The organism is Pseudomonas frederiksbergensis, from assembly GCF_003732275.1.
GTDB classification, from domain to species: domain Bacteria; phylum Pseudomonadota; class Gammaproteobacteria; order Pseudomonadales; family Pseudomonadaceae; genus Aquipseudomonas; species Aquipseudomonas frederiksbergensis_H.
This window is the reverse complement of the sequence record NZ_MOBM01000006.1, coordinates 355,063-378,884: the sequence shown is the minus strand read 5'-3', so window position 1 is coordinate 378,884 and position 23,822 is coordinate 355,063. Positions and strand designations below refer to the sequence as shown.

23 protein-coding genes, 1 tRNA gene and 1 pseudogene are annotated in these 23,822 nt (G+C 59.4%); 5 read left to right on the top strand and 20 right to left on the bottom strand.

Annotated features, from left to right (window positions below; genetic code table 11):
* Positions 1 to 52 precede the first annotated feature (52 nt).
* From BK662_RS05510 to BK662_RS05485, 6 genes and pseudogenes are all read right to left on the bottom strand, one after another.
* On the bottom strand, positions 53 to 1,042 hold the full coding sequence (locus tag BK662_RS05510) for a sulfate/molybdate ABC transporter ATP-binding protein (protein WP_123357244.1): 990 nt from the start codon (positions 1,040 to 1,042) through the stop codon (positions 53 to 55).
* A gap of 3 nt (positions 1,043 to 1,045) precedes the next feature.
* Positions 1,046 to 1,915 carry a sulfate ABC transporter permease subunit CysW gene (gene cysW / locus BK662_RS05505; RefSeq protein WP_052962920.1) on the bottom strand — a complete coding sequence of 290 codons (870 nt, stop codon included), beginning with the start codon at positions 1,913 to 1,915 and terminating at the stop codon, positions 1,046 to 1,048.
* Positions 1,916 to 1,927: 12 nt separating this feature from the next.
* Positions 1,928 to 2,746 carry a sulfate ABC transporter permease subunit CysT gene (cysT, locus tag BK662_RS05500; RefSeq protein ID WP_033058556.1) on the bottom strand — a complete coding sequence of 273 codons (819 nt, stop codon included), beginning with the start codon at positions 2,744 to 2,746 and terminating at the stop codon, positions 1,928 to 1,930.
* A gap of 240 nt (positions 2,747 to 2,986) precedes the next feature.
* A complete protein-coding gene (locus BK662_RS05495; protein ID WP_123357243.1) occupies positions 2,987 to 4,000 on the bottom strand; it encodes a sulfate ABC transporter substrate-binding protein in 1,014 nt (337 codons plus the stop codon).
* A 152-nt stretch (positions 4,001 to 4,152) separates the two neighbouring features.
* Positions 4,153 to 4,335, bottom strand: coding sequence for a sulfur starvation response protein OscA (gene oscA, locus BK662_RS05490; RefSeq protein WP_007941032.1), 183 nt, complete (start codon positions 4,333 to 4,335; stop codon positions 4,153 to 4,155).
* 235 nt (positions 4,336 to 4,570) lie between these two features.
* Positions 4,571 to 4,766: pseudogene (locus tag BK662_RS05485) on the bottom strand (GGDEF domain-containing protein); the annotation flags it as partial.
* 147 nt (positions 4,767 to 4,913) lie between these two features.
* On the opposite strand from BK662_RS05485, the gene desA reads away from it, so the two are divergent.
* Positions 4,914 to 6,098 (top strand): delta-9 fatty acid desaturase DesA, encoded by a 1,185-nt coding sequence (gene desA / locus BK662_RS05480; RefSeq protein WP_123357242.1) that lies wholly within the window; start codon positions 4,914 to 4,916, stop codon positions 6,096 to 6,098.
* A 238-nt stretch (positions 6,099 to 6,336) separates the two neighbouring features.
* Positions 6,337 to 7,326, top strand: a complete 990-nt coding sequence (locus BK662_RS05475) for a GGDEF domain-containing protein (protein ID WP_123357241.1) — start codon at positions 6,337 to 6,339, stop codon at positions 7,324 to 7,326.
* 135 nt (positions 7,327 to 7,461) lie between these two features.
* On the opposite strand, the gene BK662_RS05470 is transcribed toward BK662_RS05475, so the two are convergent.
* The 3 genes from BK662_RS05470 to gabD all read right to left on the bottom strand — a co-directional run bounded on the left by BK662_RS05470 (position 7,462) and on the right by gabD (position 11,724).
* Complete coding sequence (locus tag BK662_RS05470; protein ID WP_123357240.1) at positions 7,462 to 8,676, bottom strand: response regulator; 1,215 nt, start codon at positions 8,674 to 8,676, stop codon at positions 7,462 to 7,464.
* 134 nt (positions 8,677 to 8,810) lie between these two features.
* Entirely contained in the window at positions 8,811 to 10,088 is a 1,278-nt protein-coding gene (gabT, locus tag BK662_RS05465) for a 4-aminobutyrate--2-oxoglutarate transaminase (RefSeq protein WP_008068635.1), read from the bottom strand.
* Positions 10,089 to 10,281: 193 nt separating this feature from the next.
* Positions 10,282 to 11,724, bottom strand: coding sequence for an NADP-dependent succinate-semialdehyde dehydrogenase (gene gabD, locus BK662_RS05460; protein WP_123357239.1), 1,443 nt, complete (start codon positions 11,722 to 11,724; stop codon positions 10,282 to 10,284).
* Positions 11,725 to 12,073: 349 nt separating this feature from the next.
* On the opposite strand from gabD, the gene BK662_RS05455 reads away from it, so the two are divergent.
* A tRNA-Arg gene (locus BK662_RS05455) sits at positions 12,074 to 12,150 on the top strand.
* 118 nt (positions 12,151 to 12,268) lie between these two features.
* On the opposite strand, the gene BK662_RS05450 is transcribed toward BK662_RS05455, so the two are convergent.
* Together BK662_RS05450 and BK662_RS05445 are read right to left on the bottom strand one after the other, a co-directional pair.
* Positions 12,269 to 12,601 (bottom strand): type II toxin-antitoxin system HicB family antitoxin, encoded by a 333-nt coding sequence (locus BK662_RS05450; protein ID WP_123357238.1) that lies wholly within the window; start codon positions 12,599 to 12,601, stop codon positions 12,269 to 12,271.
* On the bottom strand, positions 12,598 to 12,852 hold the full coding sequence (locus tag BK662_RS05445; protein WP_123357237.1) for a type II toxin-antitoxin system HicA family toxin: 255 nt from the start codon (positions 12,850 to 12,852) through the stop codon (positions 12,598 to 12,600). The genes BK662_RS05450 and BK662_RS05445 overlap by 4 nt, the downstream gene beginning before the upstream one ends.
* Positions 12,853 to 13,643: 791 nt before the next feature.
* On the opposite strand from BK662_RS05445, the gene BK662_RS05430 reads away from it, so the two are divergent.
* A complete protein-coding gene (locus tag BK662_RS05430) occupies positions 13,644 to 13,937 on the top strand; it encodes a DUF3077 domain-containing protein (protein ID WP_123357235.1) in 294 nt (97 codons plus the stop codon).
* Between the two features lie 65 nt (positions 13,938 to 14,002).
* On the opposite strand, the gene BK662_RS05425 is transcribed toward BK662_RS05430, so the two are convergent.
* The 6 genes from BK662_RS05425 to BK662_RS05400 all read right to left on the bottom strand — a co-directional run bounded on the left by BK662_RS05425 (position 14,003) and on the right by BK662_RS05400 (position 18,115).
* Positions 14,003 to 14,221 carry a hypothetical protein gene (locus BK662_RS05425; protein WP_259695879.1) on the bottom strand — a complete coding sequence of 73 codons (219 nt, stop codon included), beginning with the start codon at positions 14,219 to 14,221 and terminating at the stop codon, positions 14,003 to 14,005.
* A complete protein-coding gene (locus tag BK662_RS05420; protein WP_207189013.1) occupies positions 14,218 to 14,484 on the bottom strand; it encodes a hypothetical protein in 267 nt (88 codons plus the stop codon). Before BK662_RS05420 ends, BK662_RS05425 begins: the two co-directional genes overlap by 4 nt.
* A 21-nt stretch (positions 14,485 to 14,505) precedes the next feature.
* The gene (locus BK662_RS05415) at positions 14,506 to 15,123 is read right to left on the bottom strand and encodes a hypothetical protein (protein WP_123357233.1); all 618 of its coding nucleotides are present in this window, start codon (positions 15,121 to 15,123) and stop codon (positions 14,506 to 14,508) included.
* Positions 15,120 to 15,701 carry an RNA polymerase sigma factor gene (locus BK662_RS05410; RefSeq protein WP_123357232.1) on the bottom strand — a complete coding sequence of 194 codons (582 nt, stop codon included), beginning with the start codon at positions 15,699 to 15,701 and terminating at the stop codon, positions 15,120 to 15,122. The genes BK662_RS05415 and BK662_RS05410 overlap by 4 nt, the downstream gene beginning before the upstream one ends.
* 17 nt (positions 15,702 to 15,718) lie before the next feature.
* A complete protein-coding gene (locus BK662_RS05405) occupies positions 15,719 to 17,467 on the bottom strand; it encodes a vWA domain-containing protein (RefSeq protein ID WP_123357231.1) in 1,749 nt (582 codons plus the stop codon).
* Positions 17,468 to 17,554: 87 nt separating this feature from the next.
* The gene (locus BK662_RS05400; RefSeq protein ID WP_123357230.1) at positions 17,555 to 18,115 is read right to left on the bottom strand and encodes a YbhB/YbcL family Raf kinase inhibitor-like protein; all 561 of its coding nucleotides are present in this window, start codon (positions 18,113 to 18,115) and stop codon (positions 17,555 to 17,557) included.
* Between the two features lie 139 nt (positions 18,116 to 18,254).
* Between BK662_RS05400 and BK662_RS05395 the strand changes: the two genes are divergently transcribed.
* Positions 18,255 to 19,784: an FAD-dependent oxidoreductase gene (locus tag BK662_RS05395; protein ID WP_123357229.1), complete on the top strand. Its 1,530-nt coding sequence runs from the start codon at positions 18,255 to 18,257 to the stop codon at positions 19,782 to 19,784.
* A gap of 155 nt (positions 19,785 to 19,939) precedes the next feature.
* Here BK662_RS05395 and pgaD read toward each other — a convergent pair whose 3' ends face one another.
* The 3 genes from pgaD to pgaB are packed head-to-tail and all read right to left on the bottom strand — an operon-like array spanning position 19,940 to position 23,818.
* Entirely contained in the window at positions 19,940 to 20,467 is a 528-nt protein-coding gene (pgaD, locus tag BK662_RS05390; RefSeq protein ID WP_123357228.1) for a poly-beta-1,6-N-acetyl-D-glucosamine biosynthesis protein PgaD, read from the bottom strand.
* Positions 20,464 to 21,819: a poly-beta-1,6-N-acetyl-D-glucosamine synthase gene (pgaC, locus tag BK662_RS05385; RefSeq protein WP_123357227.1), complete on the bottom strand. Its 1,356-nt coding sequence runs from the start codon at positions 21,817 to 21,819 to the stop codon at positions 20,464 to 20,466. Before pgaC ends, pgaD begins: the two co-directional genes overlap by 4 nt.
* Before the next feature lies 1 nt (position 21,820).
* Positions 21,821 to 23,818 (bottom strand): poly-beta-1,6-N-acetyl-D-glucosamine N-deacetylase PgaB, encoded by a 1,998-nt coding sequence (gene pgaB / locus BK662_RS05380; protein WP_123357226.1) that lies wholly within the window; start codon positions 23,816 to 23,818, stop codon positions 21,821 to 21,823.
* Between the last annotated feature and the right edge of the window lie 4 nt (positions 23,819 to 23,822).

The window sequence follows — 23,822 nt, the reverse complement described above, 5'->3', positions numbered from 1 at the left end:
GTGAACGACACAAATCACTGTGGGAGCGAGCCTGCTCGCGAAGCTTTTGATTTTAAAGGTTGGCGACTTTCTGCCAGACCTTGGGCTTGAAGAACAACGTCTCACCCTTCGCCAATCCAACCAGGCTGTCGTGATCCTTCACCACTTCCGCTTCGATCAACTCGCTCTGGCCTTCAACTTTCAGCGTCACTCGCGTGGTGGCGCCCAGCGGACGAATATCCCGCACTTCGGCCGCGTGGTGGTCTTCCAGTTCATGCCGCGACAGCGACACTTCGTGTGGACGGAACAGCACGTGCCGGTCTTCGCCCAAATGCAGCCGGTTCGAATCGCCGAGGAAGTGATAGACGAAATCGCTGGCCGGATTTTCGTAGACGTCGCCCGGTGAGCCGATCTGCTCGATCACACCCTTGTTCATCACCACGATACGGTCGGCGACTTCCATTGCCTCTTCCTGGTCGTGGGTCACGAACACCGAGGTCAGGTTGATGTCTTCGTGCAGCCGCGCGAGCCAGCGACGCAGCTCTTTACGGACCTTGGCGTCGAGGGCGCCGAAGGGCTCGTCGAGCAGCAAAACTTTCGGCTCCACCGCCAAGGCACGGGCCAACGCGATGCGCTGACGCTGGCCGCCGGAGAGTTGTTCCGGGTAGCGATCGGCCAACCAGTCCAGCTGCACCATGTTCAGCAGTTCGTGAACTTTCACCGCGATCTGGCTTTCATTCGGACGCTGGTTTTTCGGCTTCATGCGCAGGCCGAATGCGACGTTGTCGAACACCGTCATGTGCCGGAACAGAGCGTAGTGCTGGAACACGAAGCCGACATTGCGATCACGCACGTCGTGGCCGGAAACGTCTTCACCATGAAACACGATGTTGCCCTGATCCGGAGTTTCCAGGCCGGCGATGATTCGCAGCAACGTGGTCTTGCCGCAGCCGGACGGCCCCAGCAGCGCCACCAGCTCGCCGCTTTGAATGTCCAGGCTGATGTTGTCCAGCGCCTTGAACGCGTGGAAGTTCTTGCTGACGTTACGCACTTCGATCGACATGACTTATTCCTCCGCGGCGCTGGCGCGCAGGCGGTTAATACGGTTTTCGCTCCACTGCTTGAGCAGCAGGATGAAGAGCGCCAGGATCAGCAACAGGCTCGCCACGGCGAACGCGGCCACGTGGTTGTATTCGTTGTAGAGGATCTCGACGTGCAGCGGCAGGGTGTTGGTCACCCCGCGAATGTGCCCGGAAACCACCGACACCGCACCGAATTCACCCATGGCCCGGGCCGTACACAGCACCACGCCATAGATCAGGCCCCATTTGATATTGGGAACGGTGACGTGCCAGAACATCTGCCAGCCATTGGCGCCGAGCAGACGCGCAGCCTCTTCTTCCTGGGTGCCTTGTTCCTGCATCAGCGGGATCAACTCACGGGCCACGAACGGCACGGTGACGAAAATCGTCGCCAACACGATGCCCGGCAAGGCGAAGACGATCTGGATGTCGTGATCCTGCAACCACGGGCCGAACAGCCCCTGGGCGCCGAACATCAACACGTAAACCAGGCCGGCGATCACCGGCGACACCGAGAACGGCAGGTCGATCAGGGTCACCAGCATGCTCTTGCCGCGGAATGAGTATTTACTCACGCACCATGCCGCGCTGACACCGAACACCAGGTTCAACGGCACCGAAATCAGCACCGCGATCACGGTGAGTTTCAACGCCGACAAGGCGTCTGGCTCGAAGATCGCGGTGAAGAACGCACCCAGGCCCAGCTTCAGGCCCTGGGACACCACGATGAACAACGGCAATAACAGAAACAGCGCAAATACCAACCAGCCGAGGCCGATGAGGATTCGCCGCGACGTGGCACTGCCACGGCGGGCGGCGTTAGAGGAGGCAGCTGCAATAGACGATTGGGACATGTTCGCGCCTCCTTATGGGGTTTCGATGCGCCGCTGCAGCAAGTTGATCAGCAGCAACAGGACAAAGGAAACCACCAACATCAGTACACCAATGGAGGTGGCGCCGGTGTAATCGTACTGGTCGAGTTTGACCATGATCAGCAGCGGCAAAATCTCGGTTTTCATCGGCATGTTGCCGGCGATGAAAATCACCGAACCGTACTCGCCGACCCCGCGGGCAAAGGCCAAAGCGAAACCGGTCAACCAGGCTGGCAGCAGCGCGGGCACCAGAATATGGCGAAAAACCTGTAACGGTTTCGCCCCGAGGCAAGCCGCCGCCTCTTCCACTTCACGGGGTATATCGGCCAGTACAGGCTGTACCGTACGTACTACGAATGGAAGTGTCACAAAAGTCAGCGCCAGGGTGATGCCGAGGGGGGTGTAGGCGATCTTGAAACCCAGGTCCGCAGCGAACTGACCCACCAGGCCGGTGGGGGTGTACAGCGCGGTCAGCGCGATACCGGCCACCGCAGTGGGCAAAGCAAAGGGCAGGTCGATCATCGCGTCGATGACTTTGCGCCCCGGGAACGTGTAGCGCACCAGCACCCAGGCCAGCAGCGTGCCAATGATGCCGTTGATGATTGCGGCATAGAGCGCGGTGCCGAAACTCAGCTTCAGCGCTGCCAGCACCCGTGGCGCCGAGATGATCGCCCAGAACTGGTCCCAGGTAAGTTGAGCGGCATGCACGAACATCGCCGCCAGTGGAATGAGCACAATCAGGCTGAGGTACACCAAGGTGTAGCCCAGCGTCAGCCCGAAGCCGGGTATGACGGGGGAGATACGACGCGACATAAAAGTCCTTGGTTGAAAATGCGCTAAGCCCCGACGGTGAAATCGGGGCCTGTTGGGGCTAATGCCAGCCAGTTAAGGATTTGGACACCACAGCCCCTGTGGGAGCGAGCCTGCTCGCGATAGCGGCGGGTCAGCCAACATTGATGCTGAATGTACCGCCGTCATCGCGAGCAGGCTCGCTCCCACAGGTTCAGCACCTTAATTGACTGGAATCAGGTCCATTGACTGATCCTTTTCAGGTTACTGCGCCTGATAAATCTGGTCGAACACGCCACCGTCATTGAAGAATTTCGGTTGCGCGGTTTTCCAGCCACCGAAGTCCTTGTCGATGGTCACCAGTTCCAGTGTCGGGAACTGTTTGGCGTACTTGGCGGCCACGTCCTTGTCACGTGGACGATAGAAGTTTTTCGCCGCGATTTCCTGGCCGGCCGGGCTGTACAGGTGTTTGAGGTACGCCTCGGCGATGTCGGTGTTGCCCTTTTTCTCGGCATTCTTGTCGACCACGGCCACCGGTGGCTCGGCAAGGATCGACAGCGAAGGCACGACGATGTCGAATTTGTCGGCGCCGCCGTCTTCTTTCAACGCCAGGAAGGCTTCGTTTTCCCAGGCCAGCAACACGTCGCCCTGACCGTTGTTGACGAAGGTGATGGTCGACCCGCGAGCACCGGTGTCCAGCACAGGCACATGTTTGAACAGCGTCTGCACGTACTCTTTGGCCTTGGCTTCGTTACCGCCACTGGCTTTCAGGCCATAGGCCCAGGCCGCGAGGAAGTTCCAGCGTGCGCCGCCGGAGGTTTTCGGGTTCGGGGTGATGACTTCCACGCCGCTCTTGGTCAGGTCGCCCCAGTCCTTGATGCCTTTCGGGTTGCCTTTGCGCACCAGGAACACGATGGTCGAGGTGTAAGGCGTGCTCGCTTCCGGCAGACGCTTCTGCCAGTCGACCGGCAGGCTCTTGCCGAGCTTGGCGACTTCATCGATGTCACCGGCCAGGGCCAGGGTCACCACATCGGCCCGCAGACCGTCGATCACTGCCCGCCCCTGCTTGCCCGAACCACCGTGGGACTGCTGGATTTTCACGTTGTCGCCAGCGTGGTCCTTTTTCCAGAAGTTGATGAACTCGGCGTTGTACTCCTGGTACAGCTCACGGGTCGGGTCGTACGACACGTTGAGCAGCTCGTAATCCTTGGCAACCGCGGAACCAGCAAAAAGGGCACTGGCCAGGGCGGCCAAAGCAAAATGACGAATCGACGACATGGTGAAAGCTCCTGGAATTCTTGGTGTGTTGGCTTTTTCTTATGGTCTGGAACGGGTTGCCTGTTCAAAGATCACAGCCTTCGAAAGCCCTACATCAGCCTCCCGTAGGAGCTGCCGAAGGCTGCGATCTTTTGATCTTTCAATCTTTCGCTTCAGCTCGGTTTGTTGCCCGGGTTCTGCAAACGGAATTTCTCTTTGCGTTCGATCTGAACCACCTGGGCGTTATGGACGGTGATTTCCACCGCACCAAAGCGCAGATCGCGCAAGGCACTCTGGATCTCACGCAAAATGGTGGCTTCGTCCTGCCCGTCAACACTACGTAGGGATGCGCTCATGGTGCTGCTCCTTTAATGAGATATGCCTGGCAGTGGCGGGCACTGCTTACGGCGTAGGGGCAATAGTAGATAGGCGCAGATATTCTTAAAAAGACTATTTAAGAATGTTTATATAACCAGAATGCATTATTTGATGGCGCAAGGGATTGCGGAACGTTATTAGCTTGAAGTTCAAACGATCGCAGCCTTCGGCAACTCCTACAGGGGTTCACCGATCCATCCCTTGTAGGAGCTGCCGAGCCCGTGCAATGAAGATCAGCCCGGTACTGAACGCCACCCAGGCATAACCGTTGATCAGTTGCCAGCGCAGCGGGTCAATGGAACTATCGAAGAACCTGTTCAATAAATAACCACTAAACTGGAACCAGGTTACAGAAAGCACCAGATAGAGCAGGCGCGGCACGCAAAGCATCGCGACAGGTGGCTGACATTAGCGCGCCAATGTCCCTACAAAAAGGCTGGAATTATAGATTAAAGAAACATCCAGCCACTCTTATCTGAAAGGGCGACTGGTTTTATCTGTGGGCTAAGTGATAATGCAACGGCTGTTTTTTTCTTTATCGAGGGTCCTATAGGCTATGTGGTACGAAGGTTTTCTTGGCTTATCGCCCTGGTCACTGGTGGCAGTCACCCTGCTGATGACCCACGTGACGATCGTCGGCGTCACGGTTTATCTACATCGTTATTCAGCCCATCGCTCGCTTGAGCTCAATGCCGGCCTGAAACATTTCTTCCGCTTCTGGCTGTGGTTGACCACGGCACAGAACACTCGCGAGTGGACGGCTATCCACCGCAAGCATCACGCCAAATGCGAAACCGTCGATGACCCGCACAGCCCGGTCATCAAGGGCTTGTCCACCGTTCTGCGTAAAGGCGCCGAGCTGTACCGCACCGAAGCGGAAAACCCCGAGACCCTGCGCATCTATGGCAAGAACTGCCCCGAAGACTGGATCGAGCGCAACCTCTACAGCCGCTTCCCGCTGCTGGGCGTGGCGATCATGGGCGTCATCGACCTGCTGCTGTTCGGCACCATTGGCATCACCATCTGGGCCATCCAGATGATGTGGATCCCGGTGTGGGCCGCCGGCGTGGTCAATGGCCTGGGCCATGCCATCGGCTACCGCAACTTCGAATGCCGCGATGCGGCGACCAATCTGGTGCCTTGGGGCATCCTGATCGGCGGCGAAGAACTGCATAACAACCATCACACCTACCCTAACTCCGCCAAACTGTCGGTGAAGAAATGGGAGTTCGACCTCGGTTGGGCCTGGATCCAGGTCTTCAGCTTCCTGCGTCTGGCCAAGGTCCAGCGGGTCGCGCCGATCGCCCACCGTGTCGAAGGCAAAGGCAGCCTGGACATGGACACCGCCATGGCAATCCTTAACAACCGCTTCCAGATCATGGCCCAGTACCGCAAGCTGGTGATCGCGCCGCTGGTCAAGCAAGAGCTGGAAAAGGTCGATCACTCCGTCCGTCACCAGTTCCACCGGGCCAAGCGTTTGCTGTCGCGGGAAACCAGCCTGCTGGACGACAAGCACCATATGCGCATCCAGACCATGCTCGAGCACAGCCAGGCGCTGAAAGTAATTTACGAAAAGCGCCTGGCCTTGCAACAGATCTGGGTCAAGACCAGCTCAAATGGTCACGATATGCTGGCCGCCATCAAGGATTGGGTACACGAGGCCGAGGCCAGCGGGATTCAATCCCTGCGTGATTTCGCCGACCAGTTGAAAACCTACTCCCTGCGCCCTGCCAACGTCTGATCCTCTGTGGCGAGGGGGCTTGCCCCCGTTCGGCGGCGAAGCCGTCGCAAAACCTGACGACGCGTTTTACCCATAAAAACGCGTCGTCAATTCAAGCAGCCATACCGCCCAGCGGGACCCTTCCCCCCAAGTGGGAACTTCGCTCCAAATCCCCTATCTCAAAGACACTTCGCCATCCAGGCGGGCTTTGTTCTCGGCCGCTGTCGACATAGCGGCACGCCCTTTGAGATTTGTGCCGATGGTTAATAAAAGCCTACAAGACACATCCCTTCCGCAGTGGCCCGAGGCCGCGCAAACACTGATGGCGCTGATGCATGCCCAGGGTGAAGTGGCACGCCTGAGCGAACGCGAACAGCTGTTCAGCTCGCTGCTGGTCAGCGTCAACGCCGTGCTTTGGGCATTCAACTGGGAAACCCGTCAGGTGCTCTACGTCAGCCCGGCCTATGACCGGATTTTCGGCCGCCCCGCCGGCCTGTTGCTGTCCGACTTCAACCACTGGCGCGACAGCGTCTATCCCGACGATCTGGACTACGCCGAGCGCAGCCTCGCCCAAGTGCTGGTCAAAGGCGCCGTCGAAGATCGCGAATACCGCATCATCGCCGCCGACGGCCAGGTGCGCTGGCTCAGCGACAAGTGCTTCATCAACCGTCAGGCCGAGCCGGACCAACCGGTGATCATCGTCGGCATTGCCGAAGACATCACCGAGAAAAAGCAGATGGAAGCCGAGCTGCAACGCCTGGCCAGCACCGATGTGTTGACCCAAAGCAGCAATCGCCGACACTTCTTCGAATGCGCGAATCACGAATTCGAGCAGGCGCGGTTGAATGGTGCGCCGATGGCGTTCCTGTTGCTGGACATCGATGACTTCAAAGTGGTCAACGACACCTACGGTCATCAGGAAGGCGATAAGGTGCTGCAACGTATCGCCGAGAGCGGTCGCGCGGCGCTGCGGCGTGGTGATCTGTTCGGACGGATCGGCGGTGAGGAATTCGCAGCGGTGTTCCCCGGCTGCGCACCGGACATGGCCATGCAAGTGGCCGAGCGCCTGCAACGGGAAATTCAGCGGTTGAGCTTCAGCCATGCCGACCAGACCTTCGGCATCACCGTCAGCCAGGGCCTGAGCAGCCTTACGCACGAGGATGAAAGCATCGACACCCTGTTCGCCCGCGCCGATGCGGCGATGTACCAGGCCAAGCGCCAGGGCAAGAACCGGATTATTTCTGGCTGAACCCAGATTCCGGTTCAACACCAAACCAATGTGGGAGCGAGCCTGCTCGCGATGAGGTTCTGACATTCAACATTGATGTCGGCTGATCAACCGCTATCGCGAGCAGGCTCGCTCCCACAGGGTTTGGTGTCAGATTCACTTCTTGCGCAAACGCATCAGTTCCGGCAATCCGATCTTGAGCAATCGCGCTGCGCGGCTCTTGGACAACGCTTCGATCCCCTCATGCTCGGTCAGGCGAGCCAATTGCGCGGCCATGCTCATCACCAGCGCCTCGCGGGAATAAACCCCGCCACCGAGCTGGTAAACCGCCGCAATCAGCTCTCGCAGCTCCAGGGGCAGGCGCCAGCGGGTCCGTAGCGCCGAACCGTAGGCCGCGCCGAATTCGGCCAAGGCATCGCCGACCTCCTCCCATTCATCCAGCTCACCGCCGGCCTGCTTCCACTCCTGCAAACAGCGCAGCAAGGCCAGGTCGCCGAGACGATGCAGCATGCCCGCGCAATAACAGCGCGCCTGATCCAGATCCAGCAAGCGCGCCAGCGTCCGCGCATATTCGGCGGTGTGCAGCGACAACTCCCAATAACGCTCGGCATAGTCCGCCAACTGCGGATCGCTGAGCCGGGCACTGCGCTTGAGGGTGAGGCCCAGAATCAGGTTCATGCTTTGCCCGGTACCCAAGCGATGCAGCGCCTGGGCGAGGGTTTGCACAGCGATGCCATGATGCTGGGCCGCGCTGTTGGCGGCGGCGATCAGAACGGCGGTGATTTGCGGGTCGGTGCGGATCTCGTCCTCCAGCAGCGTCAGATCGAGGCCATCGGGATTGAGGCTACGTTTGATCGCCACCTGCACGTCGGTCATCAACGGTGCGCCGTCCGCCAGTTCGCGCCGCCGCTCCAGGTACACCGACAAGGTCATGCCCGGCACCAGTGAGGGCGCCTCGCAGGACACCTCTTCACCGGCGTTCAGCAACAAATCCTGCAGGCGCTGGGTCAGGCTTTCCATGTTCAAGGGTTTGGTCAGGTACGCCGTCGGCGCCAAGGGCAAAACTTCGCGCACGCTGGCGCTGTCGTTGCGGCTGCTCATCAGGATGAAGGGCAGCGGCGGATTACGTTTGCGCTGACGGACACTGCGCAAGATGTTCAGGCCATCGACACCGGGCAACTCCCAGTCGACGATCACCAGATCGTAAGGATTTTCTGCCAACAGGTGCAGTGTCTCCTGGCCATCGGCACACAGGTCCAACCGTGCGTCGCAGCGCACATTCAACAACACCTGCTTGAGCAGATCGCGAGACCAAGGGTCGGCCTCGGCAATCAGCACACGCGGTACAGCGGGTAACACCACAGCAGTCATCGCACACTCCAACGGCAATGCTTGCACCTTAGTCAATGATGGCCATTCGATACAGCTCAATTGCCCCTGATGGTTTCAAGCGGCATAAAAAAACCCGCCGAAGCGGGTTTTTTGTCGATCAGGTCACAAATCAATCAGAGCTCGGCGAAGCACTCTTCGATGATCGCCAGGCCTTTGTCCAGTTGCTCGTCCGGCGAGGTCAGCGGTACCAGTACACGCAGAACGTTGCCATAGGTGCCGCACGACAGCAGGATCAGGCCCTTGTCGCGCGCCTTGGCCACAACCGATGCCACGGCAGCAGCGTTCGGCTTGTGGCTGTCGCCGTCGACGAACAGCTCGACCGCGATCATCGCGCCCAGGGCACGCACTTCACCGATGACCGGGTACTTGGCCTGGATGGCCTTCAGGCCAGTCACCAGACGCTCGCCGACCGCTTTGCAGCGATCCAGCAGGTGCTCTTCTTCGAACACTTCCATCACGGCCAGGGCCGCGGCGCAAGCGATCGGGCTACCGGCATAAGTGCCGCCCAGGCCGCCTGGAGCGATAGCGTCCATGTATTCGGCCTTGCCGCAAACACCGGCCAACGGGAAGCCGCCAGCGATGGATTTGGCGAAGGTGGTCAGGTCGGCAGCAACGCCCATCTGTTCCATGGCGAAGAAAGTACCGGTACGACCAGCGCCAGTTTGTACTTCGTCAGCGATCAGCAGGATACCGTGCTGGTCGCACAGAGCGCGCAGACGCTTCATGAATTCTTTAGGCGCGACGTAGAAACCACCTTCGCCCTGAACCGGCTCGATGATGATGGCAGCGATGTCACGCGGCTCGGCGTCGTTCTTGAAAATGCGTTCGATGCTGGCGATCGAATCGTCGATGCTCACACCGTGCAATTCGTTCGGGTACAGCGCGCGGAAGATGCCGCCTGGCATCAGGCCCATGCCGGCCGAGTAAGGCACGACTTTACCGGTCAGGCCCAGGGTCATCATGGTGCGACCGTGGTAAGCGCCGGTAAACGCGATCACACCGGCACGGCCAGTGGCGGCGCGGGCGATCTTGATGGAGTTTTCCACGGCTTCGGAGCCGGTGGTCACCAGCAGGGTTTTCTTGGCGAAATCACCCGGCACCTTGGCGTTGATTTTTTCGCACACTTCTACGTACGGCTCGTAGGCCAGTACCTGGAAGCAGGTGTGGGTCAGCTTGTTCAGCTGTTCGGTCACGGCAGCGATGATTTTCGGATGCACGTGACCGGTGTTCAGCACAGCGATACCGCCGGCGAAGTCGATGAACTCGCGACCTTCAACGTCGGTCACGGTGGCGTTCTTCGCGGACTCGGCGAAGATCGGGTGAATCTGGCCAACACCGCGCGGTACAGCGGCTTCGCGGCGTTTCATCAGGGATGCGTTAGTCTTGCTCATAGTGTCCTCATTCACCGCTCATCGGGCGGCGTGGTTCAAGGAAAATGCGGCGGGGAGGCAACTACGGCAGCATGCGATGATCGACTGCCACAGCTTTCCCGGCCACAGAGAAAATTCCGTTTGAAGCGGCGCAAAGGGACAGCGCTCTCGTGCCCTTTGCGCTTGAAGCAATGCCTGCTTATGTTTTCCGAGCTTAGATACCCAGGCAGAGGTATTTGATTTCCAGGTAATCTTCGATGCCGTACTTGGAGCCTTCACGGCCCAGGCCCGACGCCTTGATGCCGCCAAACGGCGCGACTTCGTTGGAGATCAACCCGGTGTTGACACCGACCATGCCGTATTCCAGGGCTTCAGCCACACGGAACACACGGCCCAGGTCGCGAGCATAGAAGTACGAGGCCAGACCGAACTCGGTGTCGTTGGACATCGCGATCACGTCAGCTTCATCTTTGAAGCGGAACAGTGGCGCCAATGGACCGAAGGTTTCTTCCTTGGCCACGGCAGCGTTGTTCGGCACGTTGGTCAGGATGGTCGGCTCGAAGAAGTTGCCTTGCATCACCTTGCCACCGGACAGCACGGTAGCGCCTTTGCCGACGGCGTCAGCAATGTGCTCTTGAACCTTGGCCACGGCTTTTTCGTCGATCAGCGGGCCAGTGGTGGTGCCATCTTCCAGACCGTTACCGATCTTGAGTTTGGCCACGGCCACTTTCAGTTTTTCGGCGAACGCATCGTAGACCGAGTATTGAATGTACAGGCGGTTGGCGCAGACGCAGGTCTGGCCGTTGTTGCGGTACTTGGAAATGATCGCGCCTTCGACGGCCTTATCCAGGTCCGCGTCGTCGAACACGATGAACGGCGCGTTACCGCCCAGTTCCAGGGAGATTTTCTTGATGTCCTTGGCGCATTCGGCCATCAACTGACGACCGATTTCAGTCGAGCCGGTGAAGGACAGTTTGCGCACGATCGGGTTGCTGGTCAGCTCACTGCCGATGTCGCCGGCGCTGCCGGACACAACACTGAACACACCGTTCGGAATACCGGCACGCTGGGCCAGTTCAGCCAGAGCGAAAGCCGAGAAAGGCGTTTGCGAAGCAGGCTTGAGCACCATGGTGCAACCGGCTGCCAGGGCCGGGCCGGCTTTACGGGTGATCATCGCGGCCGGGAAGTTCCACGGGGTAATCGCTGCGGTCACGCCGATCGGCTGCTTGATCACGATCAGACGCTTGTCTGGCTGGTGGCCCGGAATCACGTCACCGTAAACGCGCTTGGCTTCTTCGGCGAACCACTCGATAAAGGAAGCGGCGTAAACGATCTCGCCTTTGGCTTCAGCCAATGGCTTGCCCTGCTCCAGAGTCATCAGGCGAGCCAGGTCGTCCTGGTTCTCGATAATCAGCTCGAACCAGCGACGCAGCTTGTTCGCACGATCCTTGGCGGTCAGCGCACGCCAGGCCGGCAGCGCTTTGTCCGCGGCTTCGATCGCACGACGGGTTTCGGCAGCGCCCATTTTCGGCACGGTGCCCAGAATTTCGCCTGTTGCCGGGTTGTTGACCTTGATCGTCTGACCGTTGTCCGCATCGACCCAAGCGCCATCGATAAAGGCTTGCTGGCGGAACAACTGGGTGTCTTTAAGCTGCATGTCGGCTTTCCTTAACAGCACCGCGGCACGCGCGGAGCGAATTATGATTGTAGAAAGGCGCCTTATAGGCTGCCGTCAGGGAAATCATTCACCGGGCTGAAGCACATAAATAGCGCACAAATCGAACTCGTGCGGTTCAGCACCCAGACAAGAGCGTTTGAAATCTCAAACGAATCCTAGGATCAAAGGGGGTAAAGGACAATAGGCTGTTCGAAAAAAAGAACGAAAACGCCGCATTTGCCTATTTTTTCAGATCAGCGTAGCAAACGCAGGTTACGCTTTCGAAAAGCACAGACGCTTCAGCAGCATGGACGCCCGCAGTGCATATGAGTATCATGGCGCCCGCATTGCACCAGTAGCTCAGCTGGATAGAGTACTGCCCTCCGAAGGCAGGGGTCGTGGGTTCGAATCCCGCCTGGTGCACCATACGCAGAAATGAAAAAGCCTCAGATCTTAGGGTCTGGGGCTTTTTTGTGGGTGTTGTCTCGTCCTGAATAAGGTTTACACCTCCTGGCTTTTTATCAGGAAGGTGCAATGGCAGTGGTCAGGCATGCACCTCACGATCAAGAACGTCAGCTACCCACTGATTGATACTCTTGTGGGCTAGCTGCGCTTTTACGGCGACAGTTGCGTGGAGTGCGGGCGCTAAACGCAGACTGAGGTGGCCAGAATAGGGCTTCTGCGGTGTGCGCCCGAGCTTGGCGCAAGTCTCCAGATAATCAGTGACGGCCTCTTCAAATGCATCTCGAAGCTCCTGTACTGACTCGCCATGAAACCCAACAATATCTCTGGTACCAGCAATATGGCCGACAAACAGGCCATCTTCCTCGCTGTATTCAATTCGGGCGGCATAGCCTTTGTAATTCATTACGCTCATGGGGTGACTCCTGCTTGTTCAAGGAAAGCCCGAGCATCACGAACCTGGTAGGGCTTTGCTTCTTTGTCCGGGTGTGGTCGGTGAAAGGTGGCGACCACACCATTCAGCTCAAAGCGCACCCGGGACCCATTTCCTTCAATAGTCTTGGCGCCAGCGGCACCGAACAAGGATTCGATACGAGCCCACTCCAGCGTGGCTGGGGTCGGCCTTGAGAATACTGCTTTCAGGGTGCTGAGCTGTTTGTTATTCATGGTATGAAATTATGATACCGCGCAAAAGAAAGCAACCGCGAATCCTGACTAATCAGCGCTGTCCACCCCCCAAGCGCATGACGGCCAATTGATGCTTCCAACTGGAAGATGGCTTCCCGAATCTGATCCATCTGGCCTGGACGGATGGAAGTGACCAAGACTGAAGACACGTTGTTTCGAGACTCAAGGTGAATCTTCTTGATTTGGGCGAGCGTCATCAGGCCATCAAGTGCAACTCCGAGTCACATTTACGGGCTGTATAAGCCGATGGTTAGCGGGTTGAAGGGGCAGTTGTAAACTAAAGGTTTACAACTGCGGCACGCGTCAGTGTCAGACGCGTGCCGGCCTTCGTACATTTCTTGGGTAGTTCTTGGGTAGTCAGCGGCAACTGGTGCTCTGACAATCGCCGTTGCCATTCACCCAATATCCGAGGTTGCAGGAGATCAGCCTGCACGATACCCTTCTGCCGTCGCTGCCAATTCAGCGACCGGGCTTGGTAACCCGAGAGTTGAGCGCAACAGCGCCCCCATTAGATTTGCAGGCGTTTTTTTATGCCCGCAATTTTGAGTTATGGCGGCTGTGCGTGGGACGTCTTCGGGCGTGCCGGATTCCTTGACTCCCGGTTTACCAACCTGCGCACAGCTGCCACCCATTCGCTTGGTAACGAAAAAGTGGCAGTTCCTCGTCAAGGAGCTAGACCATGCGCAATGTAAATCCGTACGAAATTCGGTTCACCCCTCAACGCTGTATTGAATCACGCTTCCACCGCGCCTCCGCCAATGGAGGTGACAATGACTGACCAATCTGAACTGAAAACCATCGGCTTCACACCCTTCCACTACGGCTCTGTTGAACCGCTGTTTCGAGTGAATGGTGGTGTGCCCATCAGCGAAGCGTTAGCGCAGGCATCTGACCTGTTGTTCCTGGCCAAATCGTTTGCCGAGGATGCTGCCTACGCAAAAGACACCGACCGCCATGCTTGGGCCGCGCACTATTTGACGGCGATGGGTAAGGCTGTGATTGATGATGTGGTGAAAGTTTTGACGCGACCACCGCAGTCGACGACGCAACAAGCCGCAGAATAGCGGCAACTCACCCAAAAATTGCAGGCCCCGATTTTTCGGGGCCTGCAATTTTTAAGTGAGTGTTTTCAAGGGCGGCTACGCTCTGCTTCAACCTCATCAATGAGCGCATCAAGCTCGGCAAATAGTGTTTCGGCAGGAATAGCCGGACGTGGGTCATTACGGCTGACGCCAATAGACTCACGTATTACTACGGCTCGTTGCTGATAGGCCGTATGCGGCAAGGGGTGAGCAGCAGGATGGTTATGGTTGGGAACGGCAACGGGTCGCCGAAGCGGTTTTTTCATTCTGTCGTCCAGTCAAACTCGTCGTAATCATCATCCTCTTCGTCCTCGACCACTTCATCATCAAGAACGTCTTCCTCAAGCGCTTCTTCTGCCTGCTTCGCCAGAAGAAACTCCTTACGACTCTCAGTCACTGCCCGCCGCAATTCCTCACCCTTCACCGGGCAGTTGAGCATTTGGGCGATGCGGTCGATTTTTTGTGCCACGGCATCCTCCAACGCATCGGCTATAGGCCGATAGTGCGCGCTTTCGGGTGTCGATGCCAAATTTGCCGACCGCTGTTCACCTCATTTCTTCTGCAAATCCTTGAGTTTTGCGGTGAGGTTTTCCTTGGGGAAGCGCTTGTGCAATGTCGCCAGCAGCGCCTCGGCGGCTTGGGTTTGACCGGTATCTTGCAGGTGTATCACTTCACGTAATTGATCATCCAGTGACTTGGCCGGCGCGGCTAAGCGTTTGCTGATTTTTGCTTCGTCAGCCATTTCGCTATTGATCGACTCGCGCTGCATCGGTGCCGAGAACTCCGTCATGGGCGCAGCAGGTGCGGGGGCAGATAAAGCGCCGGTCGGTGCAACCTGGGAGCGAGCAGCGGCTTCCGGTTTGGCGGCCGGGGCGGACGCTTTGGGCGCAGGGGCGAAGTCATAACTCGGCAGTTGTTCCGGCGTGCGTTGTACCAGCGCCAGCATCAGGGCCACGCCGACGAGGCTGGCGAACGCCACTTGCCAGCGGGGTTGCTGGCAGGCGCGGAGCCATCGTTGCCACAGGTTCGGCTTCGGTGGGGCTTCGCGGTGCGCTGTGGCCAAGACGAAGGCGTCGAGATGCGCCGGTGGTTCGCCGGTTGCGTGGTCGCGAAAATGCTTGAGAACTTCATCGTCAGGCGATGGCGGTGTTTGTCGGGCGTCAGTCATGTCAGTACCTCCTCGGCCAGCAGCCGACGCAGTTTTTGCTGGGCGTAGCGCAAGCGACTCTTGACGGTTTCCAGCGGTGTTTCGGTGAGGGTGGCGATCTGCGGCAGGTCGAGGTCGCCGTGGGCGCGCAGCAGGAACACTTCGCGCTGGTCGGCGGGGAGAGTTTGCAGGGCGGCTTCGAGGCGCTGACCGTCGCGGCTCAGGCTCAGCAGTTGTTCGGGGTCGGCCGCGTCATCGATCAGGGCATGGGATTGTTCGTCATAGCTGTCGTGCAAGGGGTTGTGGATTCCGTGTTTGCGCCAGTGATCGATCAGTCGGTTGCGGGCAATCTGGTAGAGCCAGGTACGAAAGTTCGCCCGGCCTTGTGGCTGACTGGTGCTGCGGATCAGGCTCAGCCAGGTTTCCTGATACACCTCTTCGGCCAATTCGGGTTTGCCGCTGAGGCCGAGAAGGAATCGATAAAGACCCTGGCGATGACGGGCGTACAAAACCTCGAACGCCGGCCCGTCGCCGGAGCGGTAGCGCGCCAGCAGCGATTCGTCGCTGCTGGCGGCTGAGCTGATTGCAGAATCGGACATGTCAGCGCTGGCCTCTTTCACTCTATCCGGTTGTCGTTGGGCTGTTGATTCGAAGCGGTCGGGGTTCGCAGGCTCTGCGCCAACTCCACCAATTGCACGAATTCACTGCGCAGGCCGAATTGATCATCACCCCGTGCGCCACGGGCCAGGGTTTCGGTGTCCTTGAGGCTGAAATTACCGGTATAACGCCCGTCCTTGAGTTGCTGGGAAGAGGCAGCGACGGCAGCGGCAAAGCGCAGATCATTGCTGGCTGCCGAGAGTTTGCCGGCCTCACCACTCAAGATTGGCCGCTCGATCAAGCGACTGCTCCCACCTTCAGGCAACTGATAACGCACTCGCAGCATCGCCAATTCTCCGGTTTTTGCGGAAACATCGGCCCCAGGATTGCCATAGCGCAGCGGTTCCAGCCAGCCCTTCTCACCCTTGGGCACAATTTCATACAACGCTGTCACCGTATGCCCTGCGCCGATTTCTCCGGCGTCGACTTTGTCGTTGCTGAAATCCTCACGCTTCAAGGCGCGATTCTCATAGCCCAGCAGCCGATATTCGCTGACCTGCGCCGGGTTGAACTCCACCTGCAGCTTCACGTTTTTCGCCACTACTGCGAGGGTCGAACCGAGCTGATCCACCAGTACTTTGCGCGCCTCACGCAGATTGTCGATGTAGGCGTAGTTGCCGTCGCCAGCATCGGCCAGTTGCTCCATCAGGTGTTCATTGTAGTTATCCACACCAAAACCCAGGGTGGTCAGAGAGACGCCGGTTTTGCGTTTATCCACAGCCATTTGCTTGAGGCTGTCGAAGTCGCTAATGCCGACGTTGAAGTCACCGTCGGTGGCCAGCAGGATGCGGTTGATGCCTTTGGGGATAAACGCCTGTTGCGCCATTTGATAGGCCAGTTCGATACCCGATGCGCCGGCGGTCGAGCCGCCTGCGGTCAATTGATCGATGGCGGTACGAATTTTCGCTTTTTCCCGTCCGGAAGTCGGCTCCAGCACCACACGAGATTCTCCGGCATATACCACCAGCGAAACCCGGTCCTGCTCGCGCAATTGATCGACCAGCAATTTCAGCGTGCTTTTGACCATGGGCAAGCCTTCGCGCCGGTCCATGGAGCCGGACACGTCCACCAGAAACACCAGATTCGCCGGGGCCAGCTCCGCCACGGCGCGATCAGATGCCTTGATGCCTATCCGCAACAAACGGGTATGCGGGTTCCAGGGCGACGGCGCCAGTTCGGTGGTCACGCCGAACGGCGAGCCATCGGTGGGCAAGGCGTAATCGTAGGGGAAGTAATTGACCATTTCTTCCAGCCGCACCGCCCCTTCGGGAGGCAAACGCCCCTGATTGAGCAAGCGCCGGACGTTAGCGTAAGCGCCCGTGTCGACATCGGCACTGAAGGTCGAGACCGGCGCCTCAGTCACGCTGTGGATCGGGTTATCGGCCAGCGCCTGATATTGCTCCCGCTGCTCGTCCCGATAGCCCTGTGGATAAGCTTCACCGGCCGGCATGGGTGCGAAAGCGGCCGAGGGTGCTGGTCGCGCGTTGCGCTTGGCCTGCGCGGTGTCTGCCATGACCGCCTCGCGCGCCAACGCTTCAGTTTTCAGCGCACCTTGAACCGGTGGCGCAACCGCTGCCGGGCTGTCTGTCTCAGAGGCGTCCGTCGCAGAATCTGGCGTGGATGAAGCGCCGCAACCGGCAATGGCCAGCAATAACCCGGCGGCGAAACCCTGGGCGGCCGGGCGGAGGTAGTGCAGAGGGAGGGACATGGGGGCTGACCTCAGGAGGAAATTGACTCATTCATCCTCTGAGACGGACAGCCCGGCAGGTTCGGGTTAACTCACCAGGAAAAATCTTTAGCGGTGATAACGCCGCACCACGCTGCTGTTTTTCAGCACATGGCCTTTGATCTGTTCCATCAGCTGCGCGCGGGTCAGACCGGCAGGCAAGGCGTCTGGCGCCAGGTCCAGGGCGTAAAGCTGGATGATGTAGTGATGAGAGCTATCGCCAATGGGCGGGCAAGGGCCAATGTAACCGGTGGTGCCTTTGATGTTGGTGCCGCCCACGCCTTCGAGGGCGGATTTGGCGCCGACACCGGCCGGGATCTGACGCGTCGCGGCCTTGATGCCGTAATGAATCCAGTGATCGACGCCCAAGCCCTTCTGGCCGTCCGGGTCGTGCATGACGATGGCATAGCTGAGGGTGCCCGGGGGGCCCGCGTTCCAGCTCAAGGCCGGGGACTGGTTCTTGCCGCCGCAACCGCTGGCATCGCTGGCCGCCGCTGACGTGAACAGGCGATTGTCCGAAACACCGGGAATGCTGAGGGTGAAACGCTCCTGGGCCTGCGCCGGAAACTGCACGCAAAGGGCGACTGCAACGGCCGCCAGCCAAGGGTTCAAAGAGGTCAATCGGGTCATACCGGAGCACCTTGTGCGGGTGGGGCCGTGGTCGGCTGGCAAACTATAGCCGGACCGTTCGTGCGGTGGCAGCAGGAATTGGCTGAACCTCGGAAAAGGCGCCAAACTCCTAAGTGAAACACCTGTCTGGAGATCGATCATGGCACTGCATCGCGTCGCCCGTTTCGCCGATGTGCCCCAAGACCGTGGCCTTGAAGTCCGGATCGATAAGACGAAAATCGTCTTGCTGCGGTTCGGCGATCAATTGCGTGCCTATCAGGGCAAATGTCCCCACGCCGGGGCACCCTTGGCCAAGGGTGCGCTGTGTGAAGGACGGCTGATCTGCCCGTGGCACAAGGCAGCGTACCGGCTCGAAGACGGCGCGTTATGCGAGCCACCGTCCCTGGACAGTCTGCGACGCTACCCGCTTGAAATCCGCGACGATGAGGTCTGGGTCGATGACCAGCCGATGCCCACCGCGAGCACCCCGCCGGCGGACGATAAGCGAACCTTTGTGATCATCGGTGCCGGTGCCGCAGGTACGGCTTGTGCGGCGGCGCTGCGAGAGAAAGGTTTCGGTGGCCGGGTGTTGCTGATCGACCGCGAGCCCGAGGCCGGTTACGACCGGACGGTATTGAGCAAATTCGTGATTGCCGGGGAGATGCCGCCCGACGAAGTCCCGCCACTGCGTGATGAAGGTTTTTACAGCGAACAGCGCATTGAACGGATAAACAGCGATGTGATGGGCCTGGATGCACCGAACCGGACTCTGCGCCTGTCTGATGGCCAATCGTTGAGCTATGACGGCGCCGTGATCGCCACCGGCGGCATACCCAAGTCTCTGCCGCTGCCCGGCGCCGATCTGCCGCAGGTATTCGTATTGCGTTCGAAGGCACAGGCGCAGCAGATTCTTTCAGCCGCCAAACCCGGTCAACGGGCAGTGATTGTCGGCGACAGTTTCATTGCTCTGGAGTCCGCTTCATCCCTGCGTCAGTACGGCCTGGAGGTCACTGTCCTGGCCCGCCATGCCATCCCGTTCGAGGCGCAATTCGGCGATGCCGTCGGCAAAGCGATTCGTGCCCTGCACGAGGCTAATGGCGTGGTGTTTCATACCGATGGCGAGGCCGCGCAGATCGAAGGCACAGGCAAGGTCGAAGCGGTGCTGCTGGATAACGGTCAGCGCTTGCCGGCGGATCTGGTGTTGGTCGGCATTGGCGTCACCCCGGCAACGGCCCCGTTTGCCGATTTGCCAAAAGAAAAAGACCAGTCATTGAAGGTCGATGGCGGAATGCGTGTGACCGACGGGCTCTGGGCCGTCGGCGACATTGCGACCTTCCCGCTCAATGGCCAGCCGCAACGGATCGAGCATTGGCGACTGGCCCAGCAACAGGCGCGAATTGCGGCGGCGAATATGCTCGGCGGCGATGAGCGCTACCTCGACGTGCCGTATTTCTGGACCTGGCACTTCGGCAAAAACTACGACTACCTCGGACACGCCGAGGCTTGGGACGAGGTCGAGTTCAAGGGCGACCCTGACCATCCACCGTTTATCGGCCTGTTTGGCAAAAACGGCGTGGTGGCGGCGGCCGTTGCCTGCGATCAGGAACGGGTTATGGCAATGCTTGCCGAACGGATGAAACAGCCGCTGTCGGTGGATGAGGCCTGGCGGCTGATTCGGGATGTTGGCTGACCGCGACTTAGTGGCGAGGGAGCTTGCTCCCGTTCGTCTGTGAAGCAGACGCAAAATCGGTGACCGCGCTCTATCAGCTACAGCGCGGTTAATGGCATCGGGAGTCCTTCGGCCTCCAGCGGGAGCAAGCTCCCTCGCCACAGATGAACATATGCCTAGAGATGGCTCACCGGCTCTCGATTGTCGTCATCTTCGGCCGGTAAGCGAATCACGAACGGATGTTCAAGCGGCGCCAAAGGCAGTGGCAGCTTGTCCGGGTCGACCGGGAAGAAGTGCGTAACGACATGGCTGACATCACCATCCTGATTGTTATGAATGGTCATCGAGCCAGACGTGCGCAGTTTCGCCAGCCGGTCGCCGGTCAGCTTGAAGCTTTTGCTGAGCCCCTGATCATCCACCACCGGCGCCGGTAAACGGCGCTGGGCGAAGCTCTTGCTTTTGCGCTGTTGATAACGCGCCCACGTGATCAGGATCACCGCATTCAACAACGCCACCCACAGGTAAATCTGCAACGTGCCGAGGGCGTCGAAAAATGACGCATCGATGCGCGGGCCGTCATGGGTATCGATCAACGGCCACAAACCCCGCGCCAGCAAATACAGCAGACCGACCCAGGCGAGCACGGTGAGAAAAACATCGATCACGACCAGAAAGGGCCGCTGCCGGGTTCTGATGATTTTCATTTGATGACCTCCTCTTCATCGTCATTCAGCGGCTTGATGCCCCGGTCCGGGCTGACCCAGCGCGCACGCTTCTGATGTTGGCCGAAGAGTACCTTGGGGAAGCTGACCAGGGTGGTGAACAAGCTGATAAGCCAGAACACCAGCGGATACCAGACCACCCAGAACATGGTCTTGCCGAGGCCCTTTTCATAACGGCGGTCGATCAGGATGCTGACCGCGAATTGCACCAGGCAGACTACTGCCAACAACAATCCGGTAAACGCCGGTGGCATCAGGTGATCGACGGCAATGGCTGGCGGCATTTCGACGAATTTGCCGACGCCCCAGAAAATCACCGACAGCAGAAAGGTGAACGCCCAGCCGGTGGACAGGCAGTATTCGAACAGCAACGGCCAGAGGTAACGATGGCGGTATTGCCAGATGCCACGGATGTTCTTGAACAGCACCTCGGCACCGCCCTGGGCCCAGCGCAGACGCTGCTTCCACAGGCCGCCGAGGGTTTCCGGCATGAGGATCCAGCACAACGCGCGGGGCTCGTAGAAAATGCTCCAGTGATCCAGTTGCAGCTTCCAACTGATGTCGATGTCTTCGGTGATCATGTCCGGGCTCCAGTAGCCGACCCGGTTCAGGGCCGTGCGACGGAAGGCGACGATCACCCCGGAGACGGTAAAGATCCGCCCGAACACCCGTTGGGTGCGCTTGATCAGGCCGATGATCGACGAGAACTCGCCGACCTGCACACGGCCGATCAAGGTCGAACGGGTGCGGATTCGCGGGTTGCCGGTCACGGCGCCCAGTCGCGCATTGTCGAGCATCGGCGCCACCAGATACGCCGCGGTGTTCGGCGCCAGCAGCGCATCACCGTCGATGCACACCAGATATTCGCTGCGCGCCGCAATGGCGCCCATGCGCAGGGCCACGGCCTTGCCCTGGTTCTCCGCCAGGTGCAGCACCCGCAGACGCGGATCCTGCAACGCCAGTGCATCGAGCACCGCGGCGGTGTTGTCCTTGGAGCCGTCGTTGATCGCGATCACTTCGATGTTCGGGTAATGCTGGGCCAGCGCCGCGTGGATGGTATCGGCCGCGTTGTCGCCTTCGTTGTAGCAAGGGATCAGGATCGAGATCAGCGGTTCGCCGACCAGCGGTGGCGGCAAAGTGTCGTCCTGCCACGGCCAGTGGCGCTCCCAGTGCAGCCAGAAATACAGGCCGCCAGCAATCCACAGTCCCGACATGAACAGTGGATAAAAGAACACGAAGTCCATCAGGAATTGCCCGGTGAGCAGAAAGATCAGCCCGAGGGGAACCCCAAGGACGATCGCCAGAACCAGCAGGGCTAAAAGTCTGTCCAGCATGTTATGGATTCCACTTGTTGGAGAGCGCGGGCCGTACGGTTTTCAGGTCCGGCTGGTTCTCGAGAAAGTTGTCCGGGTAGTAGCCGAAACTGGTGGCGCCCTGACGCTTGAGGCGGCCCATCCAGTCAGCCAACTGTTCGCCGTCGATGTCGGCGTTGGCGTTTTTCGTCCAGTCACGGGCCTGCAATTCGAACACCGTGCGCTCGAGTGCGCCGGGGCGCGATTTGACCGTCGCCACTAGCGTTTCGAGCCAGGGGCCGGATTGCTGGCGGCTCTGTTTTTCCATGAGTGGCATGGCCATCGGCGCCGTCCAGTCATAGGCGCTCAGGAAGTCATCGAGGTTCTGCGCGAACCACGCTTCACTCTCGGGGTTGAGCATTGGCTCGGCGAAAATATTGCGCGCTGTTTTCACTTGCGGACCGCGAATGGCGCGGACCCTGGCGGTCAGTTCGTGAGTGAAATCGATCAGGTAGCGGCTCTTGAACCGCGTCCAGCGTTGCAGGGTGGCTGGATCCGCACGCAGGGTGGCGATCGAACCGGGCAGACCGTTGGCGGCATAGACCTTCAGGGCTTCAGGCCCGGCGTCTTCGAAGTCCGACAGCACCGCGTCATCGTGATAGAGGATGCCGTCGACCGAGGTCAGGCGTGCCACGTCTTCGTAGATTTCACCGATGATGCGCCGCACGTTCGGATCGAATGGCGACAAGCGCTTGTACTGGCCCGGATCGATCGAGGTGGTAGCGGTTTTCGGGTCCCAGCGAGTGACGCGTGGCAACTTCGAATCCAGGGCAAAACTCAGCACCGGCATCCAGGCATAGACTTTGACCTGAGCCCGGGTGCGCAACTGCCAGGCTACGCGGTCGAAGATATCGGCGCGCATCGGCAGGTGCCGGTTAGGGAAGTACAGCGAGTGGACCAGGCCATCGCCCGCGGGGTCGGCGAAAGCTTGCAGGAACACCGTATTGGCGCCCATGTCGGCCATGCGCTGAATCAGTTTGCCAAGGTTGATTTCCTGTTGGGCCGGGTCCGGGTCGTAGACGTTGTCCAGGTCCACATGCACCACACGCATCAGCGATTCGGTCTGCACCGAGACGATGCTGTTGGCAAAGCGTTCGCCATTCGGATCCGAAGCCACCAAAAAGCGCGGGCTGCTCATCAGGTTGTCGAGGGCATCAAGGCCGTCGTCCAGGGTCAGGGCCATCTGATAACCCTGATCGTTGATCACTTGCAGCGAGGTGCCATCCGCCGTGCCATACGGCCAGACCCACACACGCGGTTTGTAACCGGTGACCTTGCGGATCTTCTCCGAGATGGCCGCCACGTCGGCGCGCATCCTGGCCTGGAATTGGGCTTCGGTTTCATAGCGCCCGGTAGCGGCGTCATAGCGCCGGGTCGCTGCCGCCGGTTGCAGGTTGCCTTGCGGGTTGGCCAACACGCCTTTGTGGCTGGCGTCGGTGTGGGCGGCGATTTCCACCAGGCCGGATCGGGAAATCTCGCGGATCTGCTCCCAGGTCAGGAAGTCCGAACGCTTGCGCGGGGTACCGGCGAAATCCACTGGCTGGTTCAGCGGCGTATCGATCCATACCCCGACCGGCGCCAGCAAGGCATGCCAATTATAGGCGCGCAGCACTGGCAACACGCGGGTGTAGAAGCTCGAATAGCCATCGTCGAAACTCAGCAGAATCGCCCGGGGCGGCAGCTCCGGGCCACCCTTGCGAGCCGCCATGATCTGGTCGACCGTGACCGGTTTGTAGTTGTTCTCCCGTAGCCACGCCAGTTGCTCGATCATGCGCTCGGTGCGCACAGCCACCACCGCCTGATCGGGGTCGCGGTCTTCGATGTCATGGTAAGCAATCCCCAGCACATGGTTTTTCGGCCAAGGCTTTTCATTGGCCGACACCGGGCGTTCGGACGGCGGCGCGAAGGCTGGGGCTTGCTGGGCGCAGGCGCTGATCAGCAGCACTCCGAGCAGAAGGATGAATCGCGAAATAAAAGGCATCTTC

Bases quoted from the DNA above. Each gene is read 5' to 3' on its own strand.
- BK662_RS05510 (WP_123357244.1), bottom strand. From the start codon at position 1,042: ATGTCGATCGAAGTGCGTAACGTCAGCAAGAACTTCCACGCGTTCAAG.
- cysW (WP_052962920.1), bottom strand. From the start codon at position 1,915: ATGTCCCAATCGTCTATTGCAGCTGCCTCCTCTAACGCCGCCCGCCGT.
- cysT (WP_033058556.1), bottom strand. From the start codon at position 2,746: ATGTCGCGTCGTATCTCCCCCGTCATACCCGGCTTCGGGCTGACGCTG.
- BK662_RS05495 (WP_123357243.1), bottom strand. From the start codon at position 4,000: ATGTCGTCGATTCGTCATTTTGCTTTGGCCGCCCTGGCCAGTGCCCTT.
- oscA (WP_007941032.1), bottom strand. From the start codon at position 4,335: ATGAGCGCATCCCTACGTAGTGTTGACGGGCAGGACGAAGCCACCATT.
- desA (WP_123357242.1), top strand. From the start codon at position 4,914: ATGTGGTACGAAGGTTTTCTTGGCTTATCGCCCTGGTCACTGGTGGCA.
- BK662_RS05475 (WP_123357241.1), top strand. From the start codon at position 6,337: ATGGTTAATAAAAGCCTACAAGACACATCCCTTCCGCAGTGGCCCGAG.
- BK662_RS05470 (WP_123357240.1), bottom strand. From the start codon at position 8,676: ATGACTGCTGTGGTGTTACCCGCTGTACCGCGTGTGCTGATTGCCGAG.
- gabT (WP_008068635.1), bottom strand. From the start codon at position 10,088: ATGAGCAAGACTAACGCATCCCTGATGAAACGCCGCGAAGCCGCTGTA.
- gabD (WP_123357239.1), bottom strand. From the start codon at position 11,724: ATGCAGCTTAAAGACACCCAGTTGTTCCGCCAGCAAGCCTTTATCGAT.
- BK662_RS05450 (WP_123357238.1), bottom strand. From the start codon at position 12,601: ATGAGCGTAATGAATTACAAAGGCTATGCCGCCCGAATTGAATACAGC.
- BK662_RS05445 (WP_123357237.1), bottom strand. From the start codon at position 12,852: ATGAATAACAAACAGCTCAGCACCCTGAAAGCAGTATTCTCAAGGCCG.
- BK662_RS05430 (WP_123357235.1), top strand. From the start codon at position 13,644: ATGACTGACCAATCTGAACTGAAAACCATCGGCTTCACACCCTTCCAC.
- BK662_RS05425 (WP_259695879.1), bottom strand. From the start codon at position 14,221: ATGAAAAAACCGCTTCGGCGACCCGTTGCCGTTCCCAACCATAACCAT.
- BK662_RS05415 (WP_123357233.1), bottom strand. From the start codon at position 15,123: ATGACTGACGCCCGACAAACACCGCCATCGCCTGACGATGAAGTTCTC.
- BK662_RS05410 (WP_123357232.1), bottom strand. From the start codon at position 15,701: ATGTCCGATTCTGCAATCAGCTCAGCCGCCAGCAGCGACGAATCGCTG.
- BK662_RS05405 (WP_123357231.1), bottom strand. From the start codon at position 17,467: ATGTCCCTCCCTCTGCACTACCTCCGCCCGGCCGCCCAGGGTTTCGCC.
- BK662_RS05400 (WP_123357230.1), bottom strand. From the start codon at position 18,115: ATGACCCGATTGACCTCTTTGAACCCTTGGCTGGCGGCCGTTGCAGTC.
- BK662_RS05395 (WP_123357229.1), top strand. From the start codon at position 18,255: ATGGCACTGCATCGCGTCGCCCGTTTCGCCGATGTGCCCCAAGACCGT.
- pgaD (WP_123357228.1), bottom strand. From the start codon at position 20,467: ATGAAAATCATCAGAACCCGGCAGCGGCCCTTTCTGGTCGTGATCGAT.
- pgaC (WP_123357227.1), bottom strand. From the start codon at position 21,819: ATGCTGGACAGACTTTTAGCCCTGCTGGTTCTGGCGATCGTCCTTGGG.
- pgaB (WP_123357226.1), bottom strand. From the start codon at position 23,818: ATGCCTTTTATTTCGCGATTCATCCTTCTGCTCGGAGTGCTGCTGATC.